Source organism: Trinickia symbiotica (assembly GCF_003028655.1).
Lineage (GTDB): Bacteria > Pseudomonadota > Gammaproteobacteria > Burkholderiales > Burkholderiaceae > Trinickia > Trinickia symbiotica_A.
The window spans coordinates 25792-46265 of record NZ_PYUC01000006.1; the positions used below are offsets into that span (position 1 = coordinate 25792).

The following is a 20474-nucleotide window of genomic DNA, read 5'->3' on the forward strand; positions in this document are numbered from 1 at the left end:
GAGCCAAATGCACGATATGCAGTTTAGTGTGCCCGCCTGCTTCCCATCCACTCCGCGCTTGCGGTCGCTAGATCCCGCGCGGCATCGGCCAGCATCGTCCGCAGCCATATATGGCCTTGATCGTGGGTGTGCCGCTCGTGCCAGATCATCTGCAGGGCGCGGGCCGGGGCCTTCCATGGCAATTCCGCCGCGTAGACTACGCCCGACTGGCTGAAAAGCCGTGCGAGAGATGCCGGCACAATCGCAGCCGTTTGCGTCCCGGCTAGCAGACTCGGGATGGCCAGGAAATGAGGTTGGACGATCCTGAACTCCGGCCTCTTGCCAATCGATTCCAATGCAGCCACCAGATGAGCGCGGTCGAACATCTCGGTCCTGCGCGTCAGCCCTCGCTCGGATAGGAAGCCATCCTCGGCCCCTCCCGTAGACACAACCAGCAGCGGCAAAGATGCGAACTCGGTCAAGCCGATTTTCCGCCGTGCGAGCGGGTGATTGGAAGCGATAACCATCATGTCCTGCTCTTCGAACAACGTCTGCTCGTGAATACGGGGCGGCACGTTAGAAAACGACCCGAGCGCAATCTCGACCCGGCCGACATCGATCTGTGTGGTCAAGTCGATCCTGCTCGCAGGTAATAGCGTGACACTGGCTCCCGGCGCTGCGATCGAAGTTGCACGGAAGAACTGCGGTAGCACGACGGCGGTCATGTAATCCGTCGCCGCGATGCAGAATTGCCGCTCCGCGCTGCCCGGGTCGAATTGCTTCGGTCCGATCGCACGGTCGATGATGACGAGCGCATCTCGTACGAGCGGCGCCATCTCCAGTGCTCGGGCCGTGGGCTCCATTCCGCTGACCGTTCGCACAAACAAGTCATCATTGAGAAACGCTCGCAGTCGCGACAGCGCATGACTGACTGCCGACGGGCTTAGGTTGATCGCCTCGCTTGCACGAAGAACGTTCCGCTCTCGGAGGATCGCGTCAAACACACGCAGCAAATTCAAATCGAGATTACTCATCGCAACCTTGCGCGTGCAATTTACTAGTATTGGATCGCCGATGTCATGAAGATCAGCGAGGTAAAGCTCGCAAATTGTGGACGATCTGGGGGCTACTGTCGAGCGGATGTCTGCTCGCCACTCCAATCGGCGCCTGTGGCGGAGCGCCATTCCCGCTCGGCATCAGCACGGCCGCTCGTGTGCTTGAACGCGCTTCGTCACGCTGTCCGCTCGCTGAAACTTGAGCACCGCAGACCTCGCACGAGGCCCACGGCAATCGACGCAGGGGCAAAAAGCGCGCTAGAACCGTTACGCCTCAATTGGTGAAGATCAGACCGCGGCCCTCACCGTTGACATAGATGCGTCCATAGGTGTTCCAATCGGCCGCGATGTGGTGGATGCCGCCGAACTGATGAGCGTCATCGTTGAAGCGCGACCAGGTCACACCGCCATCGTCGGAGCGATATACGCCCCACACGCCGTTCATCGCACCCACCACATAGATGGCGGCCGAGTATGAGCTGCCGTCCACCGCTTTGCCCAAGGCGATCAGGCTGGCTCCCGGTGCGCCGTTGGCGGACGCAAACCCGTTGAGCTTCGTCCAGGTCGCCCCCGAGTTCACCGAGTGATACACGCTGTTGCCGTCGGCCAGCCAGATGTCTCCTTCGGCGTTGGGGTTGACCACCATCGAGGTGTCCGCCCAGTCGTTCGGGGCCAGGTTCGCCGATACGGAGCCCTGACTCAGCGTGAACGTATGGCCGCCATCCGTCGAGACGTAGACCCTACCCGGCGAGGCCCATGATGCGCCGCCCGAATCGTAGGCGTAGACCTTGTTCGAATTCTGGCGATCAGCCGCCAGACGATAGCCGCGAGGCCAGCCTTGGCCGACGACGGCGAGCGTCGGCAGGTTGGTCGAGGTCCAGGTCGCGCCATTGTCCGTGGTGTACGACGGGACCGTGTTAGGCGGCGCCCAGACCACGTTGTTACGGGACGTAGCGACAAGGTTCCCTGTGTTCGCCGTGTTCGCTTGGGCCCCGGCCGGAAGCGTCGCGAAGTTCGCCCACGTGTTGCCGCCATCGCCGGACCAGAAGCCGAAGCCGCCGGCACCGGACCAGTTCGCGACACCGGCACCGACGATGTAGAGCGGATCTGACCAAGCCATATCAGCCGAGTTGCCGCTGCTCCAATTCGTGGTGGGCCCCAAGACCGGCTTCGTCGAGAGATCCGTAATGACCCACGTGCCGATATCGCCCGCGCTGTTGATCAGCTTGTATGGCGCACCGGCCGGCGGCGTGACGACGGACAACGTCGCGGTTTCCTCCAGGTTGTTCAGCTTGAGGTTCCAGGTCGGCGTGGCTGAGGAGGCGTTCGTGGTTTCCCAGATGCCGCCGCCGTAGATGTGCATGATGTGGTCGCGGTTGGCCGGATCGATCACGGTGTCTTCGTTCCAGCCCGAGTAGCTGTTGCCTGTCGTACCTGTGTGCGTCATATTGGCCTCGATCTCGCGCCAGGTAATGCCGCCGTCGTCGGATAGTTGGGTGACCTGGCCAGGGTTGTCGCCCCAGGTGCCGGTCACACCCAGCGCGATGCGGGCACTTGAGCCGACGCCGGAGACGGACAAGCCTCCATAGCCCCCGACGGTGCTGCTGCTGAGCAAGGTCCACGTGTTGTTGTCGCTCGCACCGAATCGATAGAGATAGCCAGGACCACCGGCGCCTTGGCCGGCGTTCTGGTTGAACAACACGTAAAACATGCCGTCGCCGGTACGCACAATGTGTGGGATGTAGTAGCCCGACACGCCAGCCGGGACCGGAACCGGAGCCCACGTCGCCCCGCCGTTGAAGGACTTATACAGCGTCGACGTCAGGCCCGCCGCGTTGGCGTAGTCCGGCGCGATGGAGGCCCACATGATCCAGGTTGGCTGGCCGCTACCCACGCTCGAGGTGTCGAATATGACCTGCTCGACACCGATCGGGGTGCCGGTCATCGTGGCGGACGACAGCCCCGTTACTTGGTACCAGGTATGGCCCGAATCCGAGCTCTTCCATAGGCCGGCCGTACGCGAGGCGTAGAACAGCGTCGACGGATTGTTGGGGTCGACCGCCAGGCGTTCGCCGACGGCCCGGCCGTTATCGTTGCCGCCTACCGGGAACGGCAGGGTGTACCACGACCAGGTGTTGCCGCGATCACTGGAGATGTAGATGCGACCATTGTTGCCCCAGTACGTGGTGTCGCCGGTGGCCATGTAGACGAGCTGGTCGTTGGTCGGGTCGAGGGCGAGGCTTTCGACACCGTGGTATCGGCTCTCGGTCGCGCCGAAACCCGGACCGTCGGTGAGCGGGATCCACGAGGATGTCGTCGGGTCCCAGCGGTAGGCGCCGCCGACGTCGGTGCGTGCATAAAGCAGGCTTGCGTTGGTCGGATGGTAGATCAGGCCGGTGACATAGCCGCCGCCGCCCCACTTGACGCTGGTCCAGCTCGTGGCCGGAACCGCCGCGGCCGCAATCGTTTGCGCGGACACGTGCGGTGCGCTGCCAGCCGTGCCGGACGATCCTCCGCCGCTGCACGAAACGAGTGGCAACACCGCAACGGTGGCCCAGAACCCTCGGTGAATTCGACCTTTCATCTTCATCTTGTTTCCTGTTCGGTCATACTGCGTTCGGCAGCCTGTTTCGACGCAATGCATCCCTTCTTGCGTCGATAGTGCAGCGCCCGGAGTCGATAGATTTAATTGGAGCAACGTCACAGGTATGTCATCGGCCACCTCGGTCAGCAGCGGGCCGGAAAGCGAGCGTGCGCGCGCTTTTCGGCTGACCTGCATCAGCGTAAGAAGCCTATTCAATTAGCAGTCCTAACCGGGTGGCCGCGCTAATCTTAATTGCCTTATTGTGAAAAAGCAGCGACTGCGGGGCGAAAAAAAGCGTAAGGAAATCCGTATTTTTTTGGGCGATTTCCTGGAATATGCGTAAGCGGGTAGGTAACGTCTTGACGCCGCCGTTGTTGCTTGGATCTGCCGATTGGCGCGCCGCGAAAGTTCGAAACCTAGGCTACCGAATGATGCACATACGCGATTCATCATCGCGGGATCGAAGCACCAGCTTGTCGGCCCCGGCTGCAAGCCAAGTGAAGGAACGATAGTGCTGCCTACCTTGGCGACGTCATCACGAGCAAATGGAAGTCGGAAGTCGCCGCGGCGCTGGCTCGCAACCGAGGATGATAGGGACAGTTGCGTCAAAGCTTGCAAATTGCTGACAATGAAGCTTTAATAAGGCTGTCTGCATCCCGAGTCGCTCATCGAGCCGCCCGATTGAGGCCATAGCCGTGCATTTCGTCCCGAATCCTCCTGTCCCTGCGTGTTTTCTTTTTCGGTGCTTGGCCGAAAAGAACGGCTGTGGGGTTCGAATTCCGGGGACTGAGAAACGCACACGGAGCCGCGCTATTCCCGCGGACAAGTCAGCACTTCCCTTTGCCCGGTTCTTCGCCTAACAGCGAAGAGCCGGGCCTCCCACCAGACCTGACGACCCACGACGACACGCTGTCGCGCCTCTCCTGAAGACGCGCGATGCAAACGTCGCGCGTGAGATGCGCGCGCTCGTCTGTCGCATACAACAGGATCCCCGTTGCGCTGCTGATGCGCGGCCATCTGCCGCGCTTGAAAAGCGGCGGGGCTGACTACGTGTACGGAAAACGGGAATGCCATGGCAACACAAGCGAAACATCCATTTGAGGCGCTGCCAGCCGAGCGGCGTCTGCGCTTCATCGTGCGGGATGCGACTCACTCAACGGCAGCATTGCTTTACTGGCTAGGGGCGGACAAACCATCGACGGACGCGAGCTTTGCTGAAGCCACGCAACGCTTTGCTCCGCTGATGCAGGTCGTCTTTGCCGAGGAGCGTCCCGGCGCGTTCGTCAACCGGTATGCCGTGCGGGAAGCGCATCGCTCCGGCACGGCCACGCGATTGATCTTTCTCGACGGGTCCTGGCTGGATGTATGGGATGACAGCCATTGCGCGGACATCTGCAATCTCTATCCTTGCCGGAGGCAATCATGCTGCGCTCGCAAATTCAATCTTCCCTGGATGTGAAGCGGCTCACGGAGGCCGAACGCATCGTGTCCGAAAGCGACTTGACTCAACTGAAGGCCTGTTTATCTCTGCCGACGGTGACGCCACAGCAGCGAGCGATGGTGGAAAATCTCGAAGCCACCGCTGTATTGGTCGACCCGGAGCAGATTCCGCCGGACGTTGTCACGATGAACACGACCATTGAGTGCACGGTCGTCGGCAGCGCCAACACGTATCATTGGACGCTGGTTTATCCCGATAAGGCGGACTATCTGATGGGGCGTCTGTCAGTCCTGTCGCCCGCAGGCATTTCGCTTTTGGGCGCGCGGTGTGGTCAGACGGTGGTATGCCGGCCGCCAAGCGGCGCGCAGATCCGTTACTTCATCAATGCAATACTGCTGCAGCCGGAGAGTCGCCACCTGGCGCTGTGACGTCGTGGGCTACCACCTGACTCGCGAGGTGGTAGCCAGACAACTGCGCCATTACGCGCGGCTTCTTGATACGGCGGCGCGTCATCGCGCGGTCGTGCGACGAATCAACTGTTCAAACGTGTCGGTCTCGCTCCCCGGGGCGTTTCCGGATAGAGCGCCCGCGGTCGGCGACCTATATTGAAAGCTGCCTCGCATCAACGCAGCGCAGCATTCATCAAAGGATTGGCCGACTCCGGGGGGACCACGATGAACGACGAATGCGGCCTCATGCGACGGCGTGTGCTTCATGCGCTCGCGGCAAGCGGCGTCGCGAGCGCCGCCGGCGGCTGGGCGAGCCTGACGCTCGCAGCCGACGCGATCACCTTTCCGTTCGAAAACGGCCTGCGGGAACTCACGTCAGCCTTCCCGCAAAAAGGCGAAATGGTACTCGTACGCAGCCGGCCACCGTTGCTCGAGACACCGTTTTCGGTCTTTGACGACGGCGTATTCACGCCGAACGACCGTTTTTTCGTGCGATGGCACCTCCCCAGCATTCCCGTCAGCGTCGATGCTCGCACTTTCCGGTTGAAGATTCACGGCTCAGTCTCGCGCGAACTGGATCTCGGACTCGCGGACATCATCAACGGCTTCGAGCACATAGAAGTCGCCGCCGTCAATCAGTGCGCGGGCAATTCGCGCGGCTTCTTCAAGCCGCGTGTCGCGGGCGGGGAGTGGGGCAATGGCGCGATGGGCAACGCGCTTTGGACGGGCGTTCGCCTCAAGGACGTCCTTGATCGCGCAGGCGTCAAGGCCGGCGCCGTGCAGGTCCGCTACCGGGGTCTCGACAAAGGGCTGCTGCCGGCTACGCCGGACTTTGTCAAGGCGCTCGACATCGATCACGCGCGCAATGGCGAAGTCATGCTCGCGTTCGGCATGAACGGCCAGCCTCTGCCGCTGTTGAATGGCTTCCCGCTGCGGCTCGTCGTGCCGGGATGGTACTCGACGTACTGGGTAAAGATGCTGAACGATATCGAGGTCATCGATACGCCCGATCAGAATTTCTGGATGGCAAAGGCTTATCAAATTCCCGATACGCCGGGTGCGAACATGTCGCCGCAGCAGACCGGCGTGAAGACGGTCGCGATCAATCGGATGGTGCCAAGATCATTCATCACCGATCTGAGCGACGGCTCGGTGCTCGACGCCGGCGCGCCGCGCCGGGTGCGCGGCATTGCGTTCGGCGGCGATACGGGGGTGAGCAAGGTGCTTTTTTCCGCGGACGGCGGCACGTCATGGACGCCGGCCCGCCTCGACCGCGATGTCGGCAGGTACAGTTTCCGCCGCTGGGAAGCGCGCTTTGTGCCACGGCACGCCGGTGAGTATGTGCTGAAGGTCAAGGCGATCAACGACAGAGGCGAAGCGCAGCCAAGCGAGCCGAATTGGAATCCTGGGGGGTATATGCGCAATGTCGTCGAATCGCTGAAGGTTGTCGCGGCGTGAGAGAGCCATGAGAGTCCCAGCGATCGTTCTGGCCTTGTCTGCTGCGATGGGCGGCACCGCATCGATCGCAGCGAATTCCGGCCAGCCAACGGCGAATACGGTCATGCGCGCAGTCGAGGTTTCGCTGCCGGCCGGCGCGTCGACGTTTCCGCCCGGACGAGGTGCCGATCTCGCCAATCAGCAGTGCGTGATGTGCCATTCGGTCGACATGGTGATGCGCCAACCGCCGCTTTCATTTGACACCTGGAAAGCGGAAGTTGCGAAGATGCGCACGGTTTACGGCGCGCCGCTACCGCCCGAACAGATTGACGACATTGCACGCTATCTGACGACGATCAATGGAAAATAGCCGGCTTTCCAGCATGCTGAACAATCGATGTGGCCGACGAAAGCGGAAGCTTTTCGTCGGACGATCGATCGATCTTCCCGATTCCGCCTCGAACTACCGTAGGCGACCCTAAGCGGCCTCCCGCGCTAGTGCAAGAACAGCCCCAGCAAAAGCAAAGCTGGCTATCCGTCTTTCAAGGTGCTGTGGCCTCGCCCGACCTGCTAAGCTGTCAAGCAGTGCTGCGCGCAAATTAGCGTGCGATCGATTGCTTTTCTCGGATGCGTGAGGAGGAGAGGCGACCATGAAAATTCTATGGGTCGATGACCACGAAATCCTTTGCGTTGCTCTTGCCGAATATGTCCAGACACACGCGTCCGAGCTGAGCGCAACTCCAATCGAGATCACGCCCGTCTTTACGCTCGCCAGCGCGCTCGAAGAAGTCAACAAGACACCTCCCCCGGACCTCGTATTCCTGGATCTTAATTTGGATGGTGAGAACCGCGGTGCGGCGACGCTCGAGCATTTCCAGGCCGGGAATCCATCCAATGTTCCCGTGGTCATCTGCACAGGACTTGCGCCTGGAAACGATCACGAAGTCGAAATTTTGCGAATGTGCATGCGTGACTACGCCGCTCGAGGAATCCTCTTGAAAGGAGGCGCGCACAAAAAAATGTTCATTGGACTGAGCAGGATCTTGGGAGGTGAGCTCTGGATTCCAGAAGAAGTCTTGCTCCGCTTTGCCTGCGCGACACACGCGCCCTCTGCTAGCCGCAATCAGCATCATCTTGGGCTCTCTCCGCGAGAGTGGGACTTGGCGCGTTGTATTGCACGTGGCCTATCAGGGAAGCAAATCGCAAGAGAGCTTGGCGTCTCCGAAGGGCATGTCAGACAGGTTTCTTGTGTTATTTACGACAAACTTCAAGTCAGAAACCGCGTTGAAGCTGCACTTCGAGTCAGTGCCGAACTGTCCCTTGGAAGGGGCGAAGCAGATCCGCGTCTGTCGTGAAGATCCCCGCTACATCGGTCTTCATGTTTCCCAGCCATCAAATTCAACCGCTTTCGGTCGAGGTTTTTGGCTTATGTTTTGCAAGTGCGCTCAATAACGTTCGTTCCGAAACCGGTTTCGATAAAAACTTCAGGCCACTGACAGCTACTTTTTTGAGCACCGCTGACGAGGTGTCCCCGGACCACAGGATTGCGGGGATCGAAGCGTCGGTAGCAGCGCGGACCGCCGCAATCGCGGCAATACCGTCTTCGTTTTCCAGCCGGTAGTCGGAGAGGATGAAGTGCGGACCGCTTGCCAAAGCTTCAATGCGCAACTGCTCGATGACGTCGGATGACGATTCACCCGCCACGACGTAGCAGCCATGCTCGATCAGGCGCATTGATATTTCGATTCTTAAGTCGCTATTGTCCTCGATGATCGCCACGACCATATTGGTCAGGTCCGGGTCGCCGTATTCAACCGTTTGCACCTCGAGCAACTCCGGCGGTATGTGTCCCATAAAGGGAACCGAAACGGAAAAACGCGATCCCCGTCCTGGTGTCGAGTCCACGTCGAGTTTGTGACCCAGAAGGTTCGCGAGACCCTGGACAATGGACAGACCCAGACCGAAGCCTTTTTCGCGATTCCTCTCGGGATTATCGACCTGGACATAGCTTTTGAAGATATCCGCCTGTCGATCTTCCGGGATACCGATCCCGTTGTCCCAGACGCTTATCTTGATGCGGCTGCCTCGCCTCTGGCAGCTCAGCAGAACATGTCCCTGCTTTCCTCCCTGCCCGGAAGGCGTGTAACGAAGCGCATTGAGAACCATATTCCGGACGATCCGGTCCAACGCATGTCGATCCGTACGGACCAGATAGGGGCGACTATGGAGCCTTAACTTCAGCCCCTTCGCCTCAGCCAGCGGCTGCATATCCACGACTATGCTGCGTAAAAGGGAAGGCAGCGCCACCTCCTGAACTTCTACGTTCCAGGTGCCGGATTCGAGGCGGCAGATATCCAGTGCCCCGTTAATCATGCCTTCCATCGCATCGACTTGCCTTTGCGCAATCGAGACGTCTTCCAACAGGCTGGTCGATTCAATGCTCCTCTCCATAAAATTCAACTTCAGGCCGAGCGTTGTGAGCGGTTGGCGCAAATCATGGCTTATCGCAGCGATAAGCAGGTTCTTCTCCGCTTTTGCCGCCTCAGCGCGCTCTCGTGCCTCATCGAGAATAATCTCTTTAATATATCCTCGTTTCTGACTGTAAAAAATAAACCACGCGAGGAAGCAATAGCCAATTAATTGAGCCGTATAAAAACCGAGCATTGCTGGTCGGTAAATAAACAGGGGTGGTCCCAGGCTAAATCCGAAGGGGATAGCGCCGAGCAAGAATGAACCTAAATTAGCACGAAGACTGGGTGCGAGCAGCAACAACGTAAATGTATGGCTAATCAGCGTGTACTCGAGAAAGCCAGAACTGGCCAATTTGACGTACGGAGCATGGCCTGAGAAATCCGGTGGCGTCAGCCCAAGGCTACCCGCCGCCCACCAGAACGATGTCAGTGTGACGGCTGCAGCCCATGCCCAATGCAACCGCTCGACCGCGTTGACGCTGGCGTGCTTCGGAAGCGCCATCGTCTTTCTCAGTAAGTATGCTGCCAAGGGAGCGGCAATCCCCCACAGTCCCAAGACCCAGAAGACGCGGAACAAAACATAGCTATCCGACGTTTTAATCCACGATCCATATATGCACAATAGCGAGGCTCCGACCGACACTAACGCGGTCCAGCATACCGCTCGACGGGACAGCGATTGCAATAACTCGCGCTTGATAAAGAGATTCTGCTCGGCGCTGAGTGATGCAACCGGCCCCAGAAAAGGATTCATAAACTCAGCGAATCTGCGGCGCGCGATTATGTAAGCAGCTACGTGTACACGTGCCATCTCGTTCACCCACCTGCGGTCAATGTTTTTGGCTTATGTTCAGCAAGTATGGTCAATAACGTTTGTTCCGAATCAGGTCTCGGCAAAAGCTTAATTCCACTGACGGCTACGTTTTTGAGCACCGCTGACGAGGTGTCCTCCGACCACAGGATTGCGGGGATCGAAGCGTCGGTAGCAGCGCGGACCGCCGCAATCGCGGCAATACCGTCTTCGTTTTCCAGCCGGTAGTCGGAGAGGATGAAGTGCGGACCGCTTGCCAAAGCTTCAATGCGCAACTGCTCGATGACATCGGATGACGATTCACCCGCCACGACGTAGCAGCCATGCTCGATCAGGCGCATTGATATTTCGATTCTTAAGTCGCTGTTGTCCTCGATGATCGCCACGACCATATTGGTCAGGTCCGGGTCGCCGTATTCAACCGTTTGCACCTCGAGCAACTCCGGCGGTATGTGTCCCATAAAGGGAACCGAAACGGAAAAACGCGATCCACGTCCTGGTGTCGATTCCACGTCGAGTTTGTGGCCCAGAAGGTTCGCGAGACCCTGGACAATGGACAGACCCAGACCGAAGCCTTTTTCGCGATTCCTCTCGGGATTATCGACCTGGACATAGCTTTTGAAGATATCCGCCTGTCGATCTTCAGGGATACCGATCCCGTTGTCCCAGACGCTTATCTTGATGCGGCTGCCTCGCCTCTGGCAGCTCAGCAGAACATGTCCCTGCTTTCCTCCCTGCCCGGAAGGCGTGTAACGGAGCGCATTGAGAACCATATTCCGGACGATCCGGTCCAACGCATGTCGATCCGTACGGACCAGATAGGGGCGACTATGGAGCCTTAACTTCAGCCCCTTCGCCTCAGCCAGCGGCTGCATATCCACGACTATGCTGCGTAAAAGGGAAGGCAGCGCCACCTCCTGAACTTCTACGTTCCAGGTGCCGGATTCGAGGCGGCAGATATCCAGTGCCCCGTTAATCATCCCTTCCATCGCATCGACTTGCCTTTGCGCAATCGAGACGTCTTCCAACAGGTTGGTCGATTCAATGCTCCTCTCCAGAAAATTCAACTTCAGGTCGAGCGTTGTGAGCGGTTGGCGCAAGTCATGGCTTATCGCAGCGATAAATTGGTTCTTCTCCGCCGTTGCTGCTACAGCCTGAGACCGCGCCTCCTCGAGAACAACTTCTTTTGCGCATGTGCGTTGCTGATCGTTGCAAATAAACCAAGCGATGACACAATAACCAATTATTTGAGCCGAATACCAGTCAAACATTCCCGGTCGGTAAATAAAAAACAGTGGCGCGATGTTGAATCCGAATGGGATAGTGCCGATCACGAGTGCACCTAAAGCCGCACGAAAACTGGGTGCTAGCAGCAGCAAGGTAAATGCCTGGCCGATCATCGTCAGTTCCAGGAAGCCATACCTGGCAAATCTAAAGTAATAGCCATGGAGGACCGTGAAGTTTGGTGGGGTTAGCCCAAAGCTGGCCGCCGCCCACCAGAAGGATGTCAGCATGATCAATGCAGCCCACGCCCAGTGCATCCGCTCAAGCGCGCTGACGCCGGCATGCTTGGGGAGCGTCACAGTCTTTTTCAGTAAGTATGCTGCCAAGGGAGCGGCCATCCCCCACAGCCCCAGGATCCAGGCGGCGCGAAACGAAAGATAGCTATCCGACGTTTTAATCCACGATCCCAATACGAACCAGAACGGGCTTCCGACCAACAGTAGCGCGATCCAATATACCGATCGGCGGGACAGCGATTGCAATAGGTCGCGCTTGACGAGGAGCTTCTGCTCAGTACTGAGCCCTGCAACCGGTCCCACCAATACATTCATAAATTCAGCGAATTTGCGGCGCTCGATTGTGTGAGCTGGTTCACCCATGCACAGTGATGTTCTGGCCCCGGGCGTTTCGCCGGCGTCGGAATCAAGTGGTGTTCGGGTAGAGGACGCCATAACAGGCCTCCGGGAGTCCGGTACAGCTACACGCCATTGTGCTAGCGGTCCGCCAGCAAGTCGATGGACAAGTGTTCTGTTTTTTTGCCGAACAAAAGTTCGTGATCCAGGCCGGGGGGTGCCCACCTGAGATTTGCTCGCGCTGCGCCGAGCATTGTATGAAAAACCGTCAAAGCTCCTGAACGCGCAAGCATGAAGCATGATTTCCCGCGCTGCGCAGTACCTTAACTCGAAGTTATCCTGATCGAGCTCGGCTCGCCAATTGCATGTTGGGTGCTGGCTGCGTGTTTGCCGCGTCCAACTGCATCCGGTCTTGTAACCAGGCGTGCGCCGTTCTCCCAAAGTCACCGTAACGATTAGTCGTAAAGCGAGACCGAACATTTATTCGCCCGCAAGGGAACATTTAATGCCGAACATCAAATTATCGGCGCAACTACAACTGACACGGTTACACGGCGTAATAGTGCACCATAATTCGACACAAGGAGGGCATCAATAACCGCACAATGGCTCGCGTTCTTATCTTGTCGAGTGCCTGCTACGTAAGGCTCCATAACCGGCCGATGCGGAAAGCGCAGTGCGTACAGCGCGACGTTTCCCCTTTCTCAGGGTGAATGACATGACGCGCAATTCGCCTCCGAGTTAAGCCAACTGAATCGCGGACGAATCCATATTCATATCGACCAAATTCCAATTTGTCTGCATAGATGGCTTCAGTTCGCTATCAGGTTCTGATCGCAAAGTTAGCCATATATCAAGGAGCGCCGTTATGAAAACCCTTGCATGCGTAGTCCTCGCCAGCTGTGCGCTTGCCAGCCCAGTCGTCAGTTTCGCTCAGAGCACCGCGCCCGTTACCCGTGCGCAAGTGCGTGCGGAACTGATCCGTCTCGAGCAGGCGGGCTATCGCATGGGCGACGGCGATCAAACGAAGTATCCCGAGCAAATTCAGGCTGCCGAAGCGAAGATCGCCGCACAGGACAGCCAGCAGGCGGGCAACAGTGGCGTTGGCGGCACGACGACCAGCGGCGTCTCAGCTTCCGGCACTATCCCGCATGTGTCGAATCCCTCGCCATCGTCGTGCGTCGGCCCCGCAAGTTACTGCGACCTTTTCTTCGGCCATTGACAGCCGCTGCTCGCCCGACACTGACCCGACCATCCGGCTAACGTGCCTGGATCGTCTGAAGGCGTCCACAACGGAGGCATTCGGATCTTCGGAGTCTCCGCAACGAACAGCCAGTGACATGATGAACCGGCGGCCGATAGGCGTTGCCTGCGACATGGTGTTGACCTTGTTGACACCTTTCAAAACCAATCGCTTATTGTGACGAGGTAGGAAATGAGAAACAAACTTTTATGGCTTCCTGCCGCGGCGGCGGTCACCCTTCTATCCCTCAGTAGCACGGCCTGGGCGGGCAACGCCTGCTCAGCGCTCACTACGCTTTATACGTCGGCGCCACGCGCAATCACGAAGGCGCAGTCAGGAGCGAAATCGCTTCACGAGGCCATGCGAGCTTGCCGTTCGCAGCTGAATGCGCCATCAGCGTCGCCTGACGTGCAAGCCGCGGCGCCTGCCGCTGGCGGGGAGTTTGCCATCTTCGACATACCAGGCAACCCTGATGGCCCGGTTCCGGTAGCCATCAACAATGCCGGCGCGGTCGCCGGGTACTACTTCGATACGAGCGGCCTGCAGCACAGCTTCCTGCGTGCGCCCGACGGTAACGTCATCGCGTTCGATCCGCCAGGAACCGTGTGCAACCCTGCGGTGTCATCTTTCTGCAGCGGGGCTGCGGGCATCACGGCAGGCGGCGTGATCATAGGATCGTACGTTGACGTGGCTGGGGGACACGGCTACCTGCGAACCCCGGATGGAAAGTTTCAGACATGGGACGTTCCTGGCTCGAACAACAGCACCAGCCCAACCGCCAGCAATCCGTCGGGCGCGGTCACCGGGCAGTACACCGGAGGCGACGGCCTCTTTCACGGATTCGTGTTGCAAACAAACGGTATCTACACGACCTTTGACCCACCCGCTTCGGCTTACACATTGCCCACCGATGTCAATTCCCCGGGGGTGATCGTCGGCGCTTTCTTCGAGTCGGTTCCGGGCGTTCCCGTCGGATTCATCCGCGCAAAAAATGGATCAATGACGCCGTTTAACGCGCCCGCCAGCGGAGTCATCAATACCTACCCGACAATCGCCCTGAATGCGCAGGGAACGGCTGCCGGAAGCTTCTGCAGCGATGCGCAATGTGACGCGGTCCACGGGTTCCTGCGTGCGGCCGATGGCACGATGACCGTCGTCGATGCCCCGGGCGATAACTACGCGACCCAACTCGATGCGATCAATGAAACCGGTGATACCACCGGGTCGACCATCCCCTCGGATTTCTCGGCGCAACACGGTTTTGTGCGCACACAACAGGGGACGTTTGGCACCATCGACCCGCCAGGGTCGGGATTTACGTCTCCATTTGCGATCAACGATCCGGGCGCAGTTGCGGGCAACTTCTGCGATCCGACGGTTGCGTCGTGTCATGGCTTCGTATGGATTCCGCACCGTTAATTAACCCTGCACAAGCCTGCTCACGTGGCAAGGTGAGCAGGTTTTTGACCCACGGTCTGTCAACAGCAAATCAAACCGGAACCCGCGATGCTTGGCCAGGGCACGCGAGGTGTGCTGTCGGCCGAAGTCGGCCGTTTTCCGCCGGCAATCGTACAAGGTATGGAGCACACCGTGGAACGGACTGGGTGCGAACGCGCTGTCGCGAGTCATGTTGTAGTCATGGGGACGCTTATGCCTGCGCCCACGTCGAGCTGCCATGACGAAGCACGAGGCTCTGCAGCCATTGCGAGGGCTCTTCGCAGTCGCCCAGGTCGATAACGAACTCCTGCCCCTTGCAAACCGTTTGCACGATGGCGCATTCGTCGTCGATACGCCACCGGGCAGGATCGCGGTGGTAGCTGAGAGTCGGCTGATCGGGGTTTTTCAGCAGCCAGCGTGGCACACGCCAGACGGAACGGGAACAACCGGGCGCAGTAAGCTGCAAGTCAGCACCCCAGCCCCGGAATGCGCCGGCCGCCGGTACTCGATGGCGCACACCTACCAGACGCTCGCCGGCGACATAAATAGTGTTGTCCATGCCGATGCGGGCGGCGTGCTGTACGTGCGGATGATCTTCAAGCCACGCCGGGCATCCAGCTGCACCCACCTTGTGTACGTGTCCGACCTGAAGCCAGCCGAAGAGGGCGTGGACATTCGGCGCACCGGGTACGTACCGCCACCGCCCCGCGAAGCGCTCAGCTTGACGGAACCACCCGAAGAATAGGAAAACGTCCCCTGGCCCCACGCCCTGTTTGGCGAGGTGCTTCTGCGCTGATCCGACCTGCCCGAGCGACGCACGCCACCCAGGTCGGCGCGCCACACTGCCATCACTCAGATCAGGATCGAGATGAACAGAAGTGCGCGCAGTGATCGCGCCTTCCGTCAGGTCGCTGGCGAGATTGTGCAAAGGGCCCATAGGGCCCCTGATGTCGCCGAGCGGCCGGCCGTAACGCGATGGGATAGGCAAGGTCTGGAGCGACCCGTCCGAGAGGATCGGGCTCGGCACCCGGCCATACTGGGAATCAAATCCTTTGCGGCTAAAGATGATTTTCAAACATCGCTCCCGCCAGTCGCTCGCACCATGCTGGCGAGTATATTCAAATCCGGCAGGCTTGATGTCCGCTTTTGGGCCGCAATGTGATCGCCGACGCCGTCTCGCCGGGGCTGGATCGGCGGACAGCATGCGTTGACCCAGGGCGGCGAGTCTGATGCATCCGACAACGAACATTCAGAACGTTGACTACTGCAACGCCCATCGCCAGTTGCCCGCATAGTCTCGCTCCACGGTTTCCAGCGACTGGAAACTGAACACGAGACGTTGGACGATTGCATCTGGGCACCTGCGCGCCCTAAACACCGCCTTCAATTCCATAAGGAGCGTTTCGTTTTCTCTCAGCAGGTCGCGCTCCGCATCTGTCTTTGTTTCGAAAAGGAACCATGGCCGCATTGGCTCAAGGTCAAGCGCAGTTACAACACAATCCGCTACGTATCGCCGAGCACGTGCGCGCATTTCAGCTTCGGCATATATGGCTATGAGGCGAAAACTGTTTGTCATTGGCATCTACCTATCAACGATGACATTTAGCCGACGTGAGCGCGCGATTAATCAATAACTGTGCGCCGTCAGGCCATCGATCTCATTAGCGTCAGTGTAAGCCCGGACCGCTCGCAGTTCGTCGTTCGTTGAACGCACCCCAGATTCGTCACAGACGAGCCCCAGTGTCCGTCGAATTGAACGTCCCTTGACGACCCGGTGCGGACCGTCAGTGTGGCCGAAAGCGGTCATGCGTCATCGAGCGCCGGGACATGGCTGGCAACGCAGAGTTTATTTCCGTCAGGGTCGCGAAAGTACGCGCCGTAGTAGTTCTCGTGATATTGCGGACGTAGCCCCGGCGGGCCGTCGCAGGTTCCGCCGCTGTTCAACGCAATCTGGTAGGACGCACGGACGGCCGCCCTAGAGGCTGCCGCGAAGGCAACCATTTGCCCATTGCCCGGATGATGCGGTTGTCCGTTAAACGGCTTGCAGATGACGAAAAAGGGGCGCGTTTCGCCCGGACTGTGCCAACCCGCCCATGGCCTCTCTCGGTCACAGAATCGCAACTCAATCCCTAGACTGCCCATCACGGCATCGTAAAAGCGCAAGGCGCGCTCGAAATCGTTAACGCTGACAAAGACATGGGAAAACACATTTACTCCTCAGGCGGTTTCGACTAACACTTCAGCCGTCCGGTATTGGCCGCGCTCGGAATACTGCCCCGAACATCGAAGGCCCCCAGGTTTCGGCTGCGGTGTCACGAATGTCTGGCGCCTATATGGTGCTACCAAGACTGAGGGCAACAAGCAGAAAAATCACGACAGGAAGAATCAGTAGCAAGCTCAGAAACCCAATCACCAAGACGCGCAGCTCAATTCGCACTGAACGTCCGGGCAACAGCGACGCCAACGCTAGGGCGGACAGAATCAGGACCCCTATAGCGAGCTGTCTCTGCCAAGAGTCCACAGGGCCGGTCCATTGAGAGTTATGTTGAGCATTACTTCGCCCGACTGACAGTGGGGGTGACACGCGTCAAACCGCACCCGCTACCGGCCGCGCGACTTGCTTCAACCGTCGTGGGGCATCGATTGTCGACGATCTTCCACCACCTGCTGTCGACTGTCTGATTGTGGCCGACTACTGCCCGACGTGGCTGCCCGGTACCGACCCACTTCGGCCAGGTGAAGCATATCGATGCCAATGGCCGCGTTTCCGATCGAAGCAGCCCTTTGCATAGGCTTCGATGACTGCGTCACCGCCTCTGTTCCGGGAACACGCGTCGAGACGCGATCGCGGGGAACCTAGGGCGAACGCTGGAAGTGGTTGATGGCAGTGAGCGGGGCAGTTGAAGCAGCCCCAACGCGAGGGCCGAGGGGCACTCGTCCTTTCGTGCTAACGCCGTGGCCTATCGCTTCGGCTGAGCAGAAAGGCCACCAGAGTGCCGCGCGCCGCGGCGTGCAAGCCGAGTTTTCCAGCAGAATCGGCCGGACTCGGCCGGTGCCCGCATCACGGTTGGACAACGTCTCCGAGCAAACCCATCAGCGAGCGCGCACTACGCTGGCCTTAGTCTTCCCACCCTTTGAAGGATGACAATTGCCAAGGAGCTCGACCAGCCGTGTCTCGCATTCGGAAAACGAGTACCCGCGCCGGTGCGAGATCATGAACGTGAGGGGACGCATGTGCCATGCGCGCCGTTGGAGTTCGACAAGTGTTCCCTTCGCGAGATCGTCCTCAACCATATGGCGCGGCATGTGCCCCCAGCATAAGCCTCCCCTAAGCAGATCATGCTTCGCGCCGAGGTCATTCACCCACCACTGGCGTTCGCTGGCGACCCCCTGTTGTGTCTTTTCGGCATCGGGCTGATTGTCGGTTACGACGAGCTGTATGTGCCGGCCAAATTCTTCCCGCGGGATCTGCCCCGCGATCGCGGCCAGCGGATGCGATGCCGCACAGACGGTCACCATGTGGGCGTCACATAAATGCTGCCTTTCTATGGTGCCTGGGCTCACCTCCGGCACGTCCGTGATCGTCACCGCCAATGCGCAAGTGCCTTCGAGAACCAAACGCTCTCCGCCCTGCATGGTCGTCATGCGCAGATTGATTGCGACCGTTGGAAAGCCCGCCTGCACGTTGCGCAGGCATTCAATCAGGTGCGCACGAGGAAAGTAGGTATCCACGGCAAGCGAAACTTGTGGAACCCCGGCTTCAGCAATCGCAACCGCGCGCATCTTCATTTCCTCGGTTCGCGAGATCACCCCGCGCGCGTCAGGCAGGAGGCTGCGACCCGCGGCCGTGAGTGTCGCTTTGCGAGTGTTGCGCTCGAACAGCACCACGTCGAATGCGCTCTCGAGCGAGTTGATCGCGTGGCTGATCGCCGACTGTGCACGCCTCAACTCCTGTGCAGCCCCGGAAAAGCTTCCCTGGTCACAGACGGCGACGAAGGCCCGCAGTTGATTGATGGTGACGTTGTCCAGCATATGTATCTAAAAAGTAGATGGCACTTATAGATATTCAGTCAATTGGCTTCATGAATCAAGAGGCCCAGAATCGTGTTTGTCGCTTTTGTTTCGAAGGATGCACGACATGAACAGATTGAATGGAAAGACCGCCGTGATCACCGGTGGCGGCACCGGTATCGGCCGCGCCGCAGCTAAGCGCTTCATAGAGGAGGGCGCAGTCGTCTTCATCTTCGGCCGCCGCCAGGAAGCGCTCGACGCCGGAGTGGCCGACCTTGGGCCGAATGCGCGCGCGGTGAACGGCTCGGTCTCCAACCTGGCCGACCTCGACCGGCTCTACGCTGCGGTGAAGGCGGAGCACGAAACCCTCGATATCGTCTTCGCCAACGCTGGGGCGGGAAGCCCGCTTCCGCTCGGCCAGATCACCGCCGAGCACATTGACGACACCTTCGACACCAATGTGAAGGGGACGATCTTTACGGTCCAGAAGGCGCTGCCGCTGATGGGCGCAGGCGGTTCGATCATCCTGACCGGATCGAGCGCCGGCACCACCGGAGCCCCAGGATTCACGGCCTACAGCGCGAGCAAGGCAGCGGTGCGCAACCTCGCCCGCACTTGGGCGGAGGAACTGAAGGGCACCGGCATCCGAGTAAATGTGCTGTCTCCCGGGGCGACGGCGACCGAACTAGCCAAAGAGGCGCTGGGCGAAGAGGGCCAGAAGGCCTACGGTGCGATGACGCCGCTCCAGCGCATGGCCAATCCGGCGGAGATCGGGGCGGTGGCCGCCTTTCTTGCGTCATCGGACAGCAGCTTCATGACCGCCAGCGAGGTAGCCGTTGACGGGGGCTTGGCACAACTCTGATGAGTGAACGCGCCGAGAAACGAAGGAGAAAACATATGAGTTACGCCATCATTGGCTTCGGCAAGATCGGCCACGCACTTGCCAAGGCGTTCGCCCGCAACGGCATCGAAGTGGCCGTTGCAACGACGCGCGACCCCGAAAGCTTTGCAGCCGATGCGGCCGCGATCGGACCCACGATTATTCCCCAAACCCTGGCGGAAGCCGTCAAGGCGGACATCATCTTTTTGGCAGTCCGTTTTGAGGCGCATTCGGAGGTCGCAAAAGCACTGTCCAACTGGAAGGGGAAGACCGTCATCGACGCGATGAACACGCAAGCCCCGCTTGAGCAATTGGGCGGTCTCCCGTCCTCTGCTTTCATCGCGAAGGTGTTCACCGGCGCCAGGGTGGTGAAAGGCTTCAACCATCTGGTCGGTGCCGACCTTGACCAGGACCCGGCCGTACACGGTGGCAGGAGGGTCGTGTTCCTCGCGAGCGATGATGACGACGCTGCAGCGGAGATTGGTGCGCTTGCGGAAGAGCTCGGTTTCGCGCCCGTCCAACTCGGCGAGCTTTCTGAAGGCGGACTTCTTGTTCATGCGCGCGGGAAACGCTGGGGTCATCTCATCTTCAAGGACTTGATCGCGTTCGACCGATGAACAACCGTTTCCCGATATTTCGCTGATTCGGGGGCCGCTTGCGCGCGAAGCGGCTGTCCTCGAAGTACGCATGCAGCGGCACCCCGCCATACTGGGAATCAAATCCTTTTTTGGGCTACCACCTGACCTGCGAGGTGGTAGCCAGGCCAACCGCATTTAGCAACTCCGGGGCCGGTTGCGCGAGCGCGAGCGGGCCTCGCTAG

16 protein-coding genes are annotated in these 20474 nt (G+C 59.3%); 9 read left to right on the forward strand and 7 right to left on the reverse strand.

The window, feature by feature from the left end; genetic code table 11:
- Positions 1-23 precede the first annotated feature (23 nt).
- Positions 24-1163 carry a LysR family transcriptional regulator gene (locus C9I57_RS13055; RefSeq protein ID WP_258187622.1) on the reverse strand — a complete coding sequence of 380 codons (1140 nt, stop codon included), beginning with the start codon at positions 1161-1163 and terminating at the stop codon, positions 24-26.
- Positions 1164-1308: 145 nt separating this feature from the next.
- A complete protein-coding gene (locus C9I57_RS13060; protein WP_107151384.1) occupies positions 1309-3624 on the reverse strand; it encodes a sialidase family protein in 2316 nt (771 codons plus the stop codon).
- A gap of 1066 nt (positions 3625-4690) precedes the next feature.
- On the opposite strand from C9I57_RS13060, the gene C9I57_RS13065 reads away from it, so the two are divergent.
- From C9I57_RS13065 to C9I57_RS13085, 5 genes are all read left to right on the forward strand, one after another.
- Complete coding sequence (locus C9I57_RS13065) at positions 4691-5077, forward strand: hypothetical protein (RefSeq protein ID WP_107151111.1); 387 nt, start codon at positions 4691-4693, stop codon at positions 5075-5077.
- Positions 5041-5487 (forward strand): GreA/GreB family elongation factor, encoded by a 447-nt coding sequence (locus C9I57_RS13070; RefSeq protein WP_181321821.1) that lies wholly within the window; start codon positions 5041-5043, stop codon positions 5485-5487. Before C9I57_RS13065 ends, C9I57_RS13070 begins: the two co-directional genes overlap by 37 nt.
- Positions 5488-5733: 246 nt before the next feature.
- Entirely contained in the window at positions 5734-6966 is a 1233-nt protein-coding gene (locus C9I57_RS13075) for a molybdopterin-dependent oxidoreductase (RefSeq protein WP_107151112.1), read from the forward strand.
- Between the two features lie 7 nt (positions 6967-6973).
- Positions 6974-7315 (forward strand): c-type cytochrome, encoded by a 342-nt coding sequence (locus tag C9I57_RS13080; protein WP_107151113.1) that lies wholly within the window; start codon positions 6974-6976, stop codon positions 7313-7315.
- A gap of 280 nt (positions 7316-7595) precedes the next feature.
- On the forward strand, positions 7596-8300 hold the full coding sequence (locus C9I57_RS13085) for a LuxR C-terminal-related transcriptional regulator (RefSeq protein WP_107151114.1): 705 nt from the start codon (positions 7596-7598) through the stop codon (positions 8298-8300).
- Positions 8301-8343: 43 nt separating this feature from the next.
- On the opposite strand, the gene C9I57_RS13090 is transcribed toward C9I57_RS13085, so the two are convergent.
- Together C9I57_RS13090 and C9I57_RS13095 are read right to left on the reverse strand one after the other, a co-directional pair.
- Positions 8344-10170 carry an ATP-binding response regulator gene (locus C9I57_RS13090; RefSeq protein WP_181321822.1) on the reverse strand — a complete coding sequence of 609 codons (1827 nt, stop codon included), beginning with the start codon at positions 10168-10170 and terminating at the stop codon, positions 8344-8346.
- 62 nt (positions 10171-10232) lie between these two features.
- Positions 10233-12182, reverse strand: a complete 1950-nt coding sequence (locus C9I57_RS13095) for an ATP-binding response regulator (protein ID WP_181321823.1) — start codon at positions 12180-12182, stop codon at positions 10233-10235.
- Positions 12183-12951: 769 nt separating this feature from the next.
- On the opposite strand from C9I57_RS13095, the gene C9I57_RS13100 reads away from it, so the two are divergent.
- The gene (locus C9I57_RS13100; RefSeq protein ID WP_107151117.1) at positions 12952-13305 is read left to right on the forward strand and encodes a DUF4148 domain-containing protein; all 354 of its coding nucleotides are present in this window, start codon (positions 12952-12954) and stop codon (positions 13303-13305) included.
- A gap of 213 nt (positions 13306-13518) precedes the next feature.
- Positions 13519-14745 (forward strand): hypothetical protein, encoded by a 1227-nt coding sequence (locus C9I57_RS13105; protein WP_107151118.1) that lies wholly within the window; start codon positions 13519-13521, stop codon positions 14743-14745.
- 229 nt (positions 14746-14974) lie between these two features.
- Here the strand turns inward: C9I57_RS13105 and C9I57_RS13110 are convergent, their stop codons facing one another.
- The 3 genes from C9I57_RS13110 to C9I57_RS13130 form a co-directional block, all read right to left on the reverse strand.
- A complete protein-coding gene (locus C9I57_RS13110) occupies positions 14975-15838 on the reverse strand; it encodes a hypothetical protein (RefSeq protein ID WP_146166212.1) in 864 nt (287 codons plus the stop codon).
- Between the two features lie 728 nt (positions 15839-16566).
- Positions 16567-16971, reverse strand: a complete 405-nt coding sequence (locus C9I57_RS13120; RefSeq protein WP_107151121.1) for a VOC family protein — start codon at positions 16969-16971, stop codon at positions 16567-16569.
- An 885-nt stretch (positions 16972-17856) separates the two neighbouring features.
- A complete protein-coding gene (locus tag C9I57_RS13130; protein ID WP_107151123.1) occupies positions 17857-18795 on the reverse strand; it encodes a LysR family transcriptional regulator in 939 nt (312 codons plus the stop codon).
- 106 nt (positions 18796-18901) lie between these two features.
- Here C9I57_RS13130 and C9I57_RS13135 point away from each other — a divergent pair, with 106 nt between their 5' ends.
- Positions 18902-19636 (forward strand): SDR family NAD(P)-dependent oxidoreductase, encoded by a 735-nt coding sequence (locus C9I57_RS13135; protein WP_107151386.1) that lies wholly within the window; start codon positions 18902-18904, stop codon positions 19634-19636.
- A gap of 35 nt (positions 19637-19671) precedes the next feature.
- Complete coding sequence (locus C9I57_RS13140) at positions 19672-20271, forward strand: NADPH-dependent F420 reductase (RefSeq protein ID WP_107151124.1); 600 nt, start codon at positions 19672-19674, stop codon at positions 20269-20271.
- The last annotated feature ends 203 nt before the right edge of the window (positions 20272-20474 follow it).

What these genes read in the sequence shown, in the direction of transcription:
- C9I57_RS13090 (WP_181321822.1), bottom strand. Translation starts at nt 10,170, where the DNA reads ATGAATCCTTTTCTGGGGCCGGTTGCATCACTCAGCGCCGAGCAGAAT.
- C9I57_RS13085 (WP_107151114.1), top strand. Translation starts at nt 7,596, where the DNA reads ATGAAAATTCTATGGGTCGATGACCACGAAATCCTTTGCGTTGCTCTT.
- C9I57_RS13100 (WP_107151117.1), top strand. Translation starts at nt 12,952, where the DNA reads ATGAAAACCCTTGCATGCGTAGTCCTCGCCAGCTGTGCGCTTGCCAGC.
- C9I57_RS13130 (WP_107151123.1), bottom strand. Translation starts at nt 18,795, where the DNA reads ATGCTGGACAACGTCACCATCAATCAACTGCGGGCCTTCGTCGCCGTC.
- C9I57_RS13080 (WP_107151113.1), top strand. Translation starts at nt 6,974, where the DNA reads ATGAGAGTCCCAGCGATCGTTCTGGCCTTGTCTGCTGCGATGGGCGGC.
- C9I57_RS13075 (WP_107151112.1), top strand. Translation starts at nt 5,734, where the DNA reads ATGAACGACGAATGCGGCCTCATGCGACGGCGTGTGCTTCATGCGCTC.
- C9I57_RS13095 (WP_181321823.1), bottom strand. Translation starts at nt 12,182, where the DNA reads ATGGCGTCCTCTACCCGAACACCACTTGATTCCGACGCCGGCGAAACG.
- C9I57_RS13070 (WP_181321821.1), top strand. Translation starts at nt 5,041, where the DNA reads ATGCTGCGCTCGCAAATTCAATCTTCCCTGGATGTGAAGCGGCTCACG.
- C9I57_RS13055 (WP_258187622.1), bottom strand. Translation starts at nt 1,163, where the DNA reads ATGGCGCTCCGCCACAGGCGCCGATTGGAGTGGCGAGCAGACATCCGC.
- C9I57_RS13065 (WP_107151111.1), top strand. Translation starts at nt 4,691, where the DNA reads ATGGCAACACAAGCGAAACATCCATTTGAGGCGCTGCCAGCCGAGCGG.
- C9I57_RS13135 (WP_107151386.1), top strand. Translation starts at nt 18,902, where the DNA reads ATGAACAGATTGAATGGAAAGACCGCCGTGATCACCGGTGGCGGCACC.
- C9I57_RS13060 (WP_107151384.1), bottom strand. Translation starts at nt 3,624, where the DNA reads ATGAAGATGAAAGGTCGAATTCACCGAGGGTTCTGGGCCACCGTTGCG.
- C9I57_RS13105 (WP_107151118.1), top strand. Translation starts at nt 13,519, where the DNA reads ATGAGAAACAAACTTTTATGGCTTCCTGCCGCGGCGGCGGTCACCCTT.
- C9I57_RS13140 (WP_107151124.1), top strand. Translation starts at nt 19,672, where the DNA reads ATGAGTTACGCCATCATTGGCTTCGGCAAGATCGGCCACGCACTTGCC.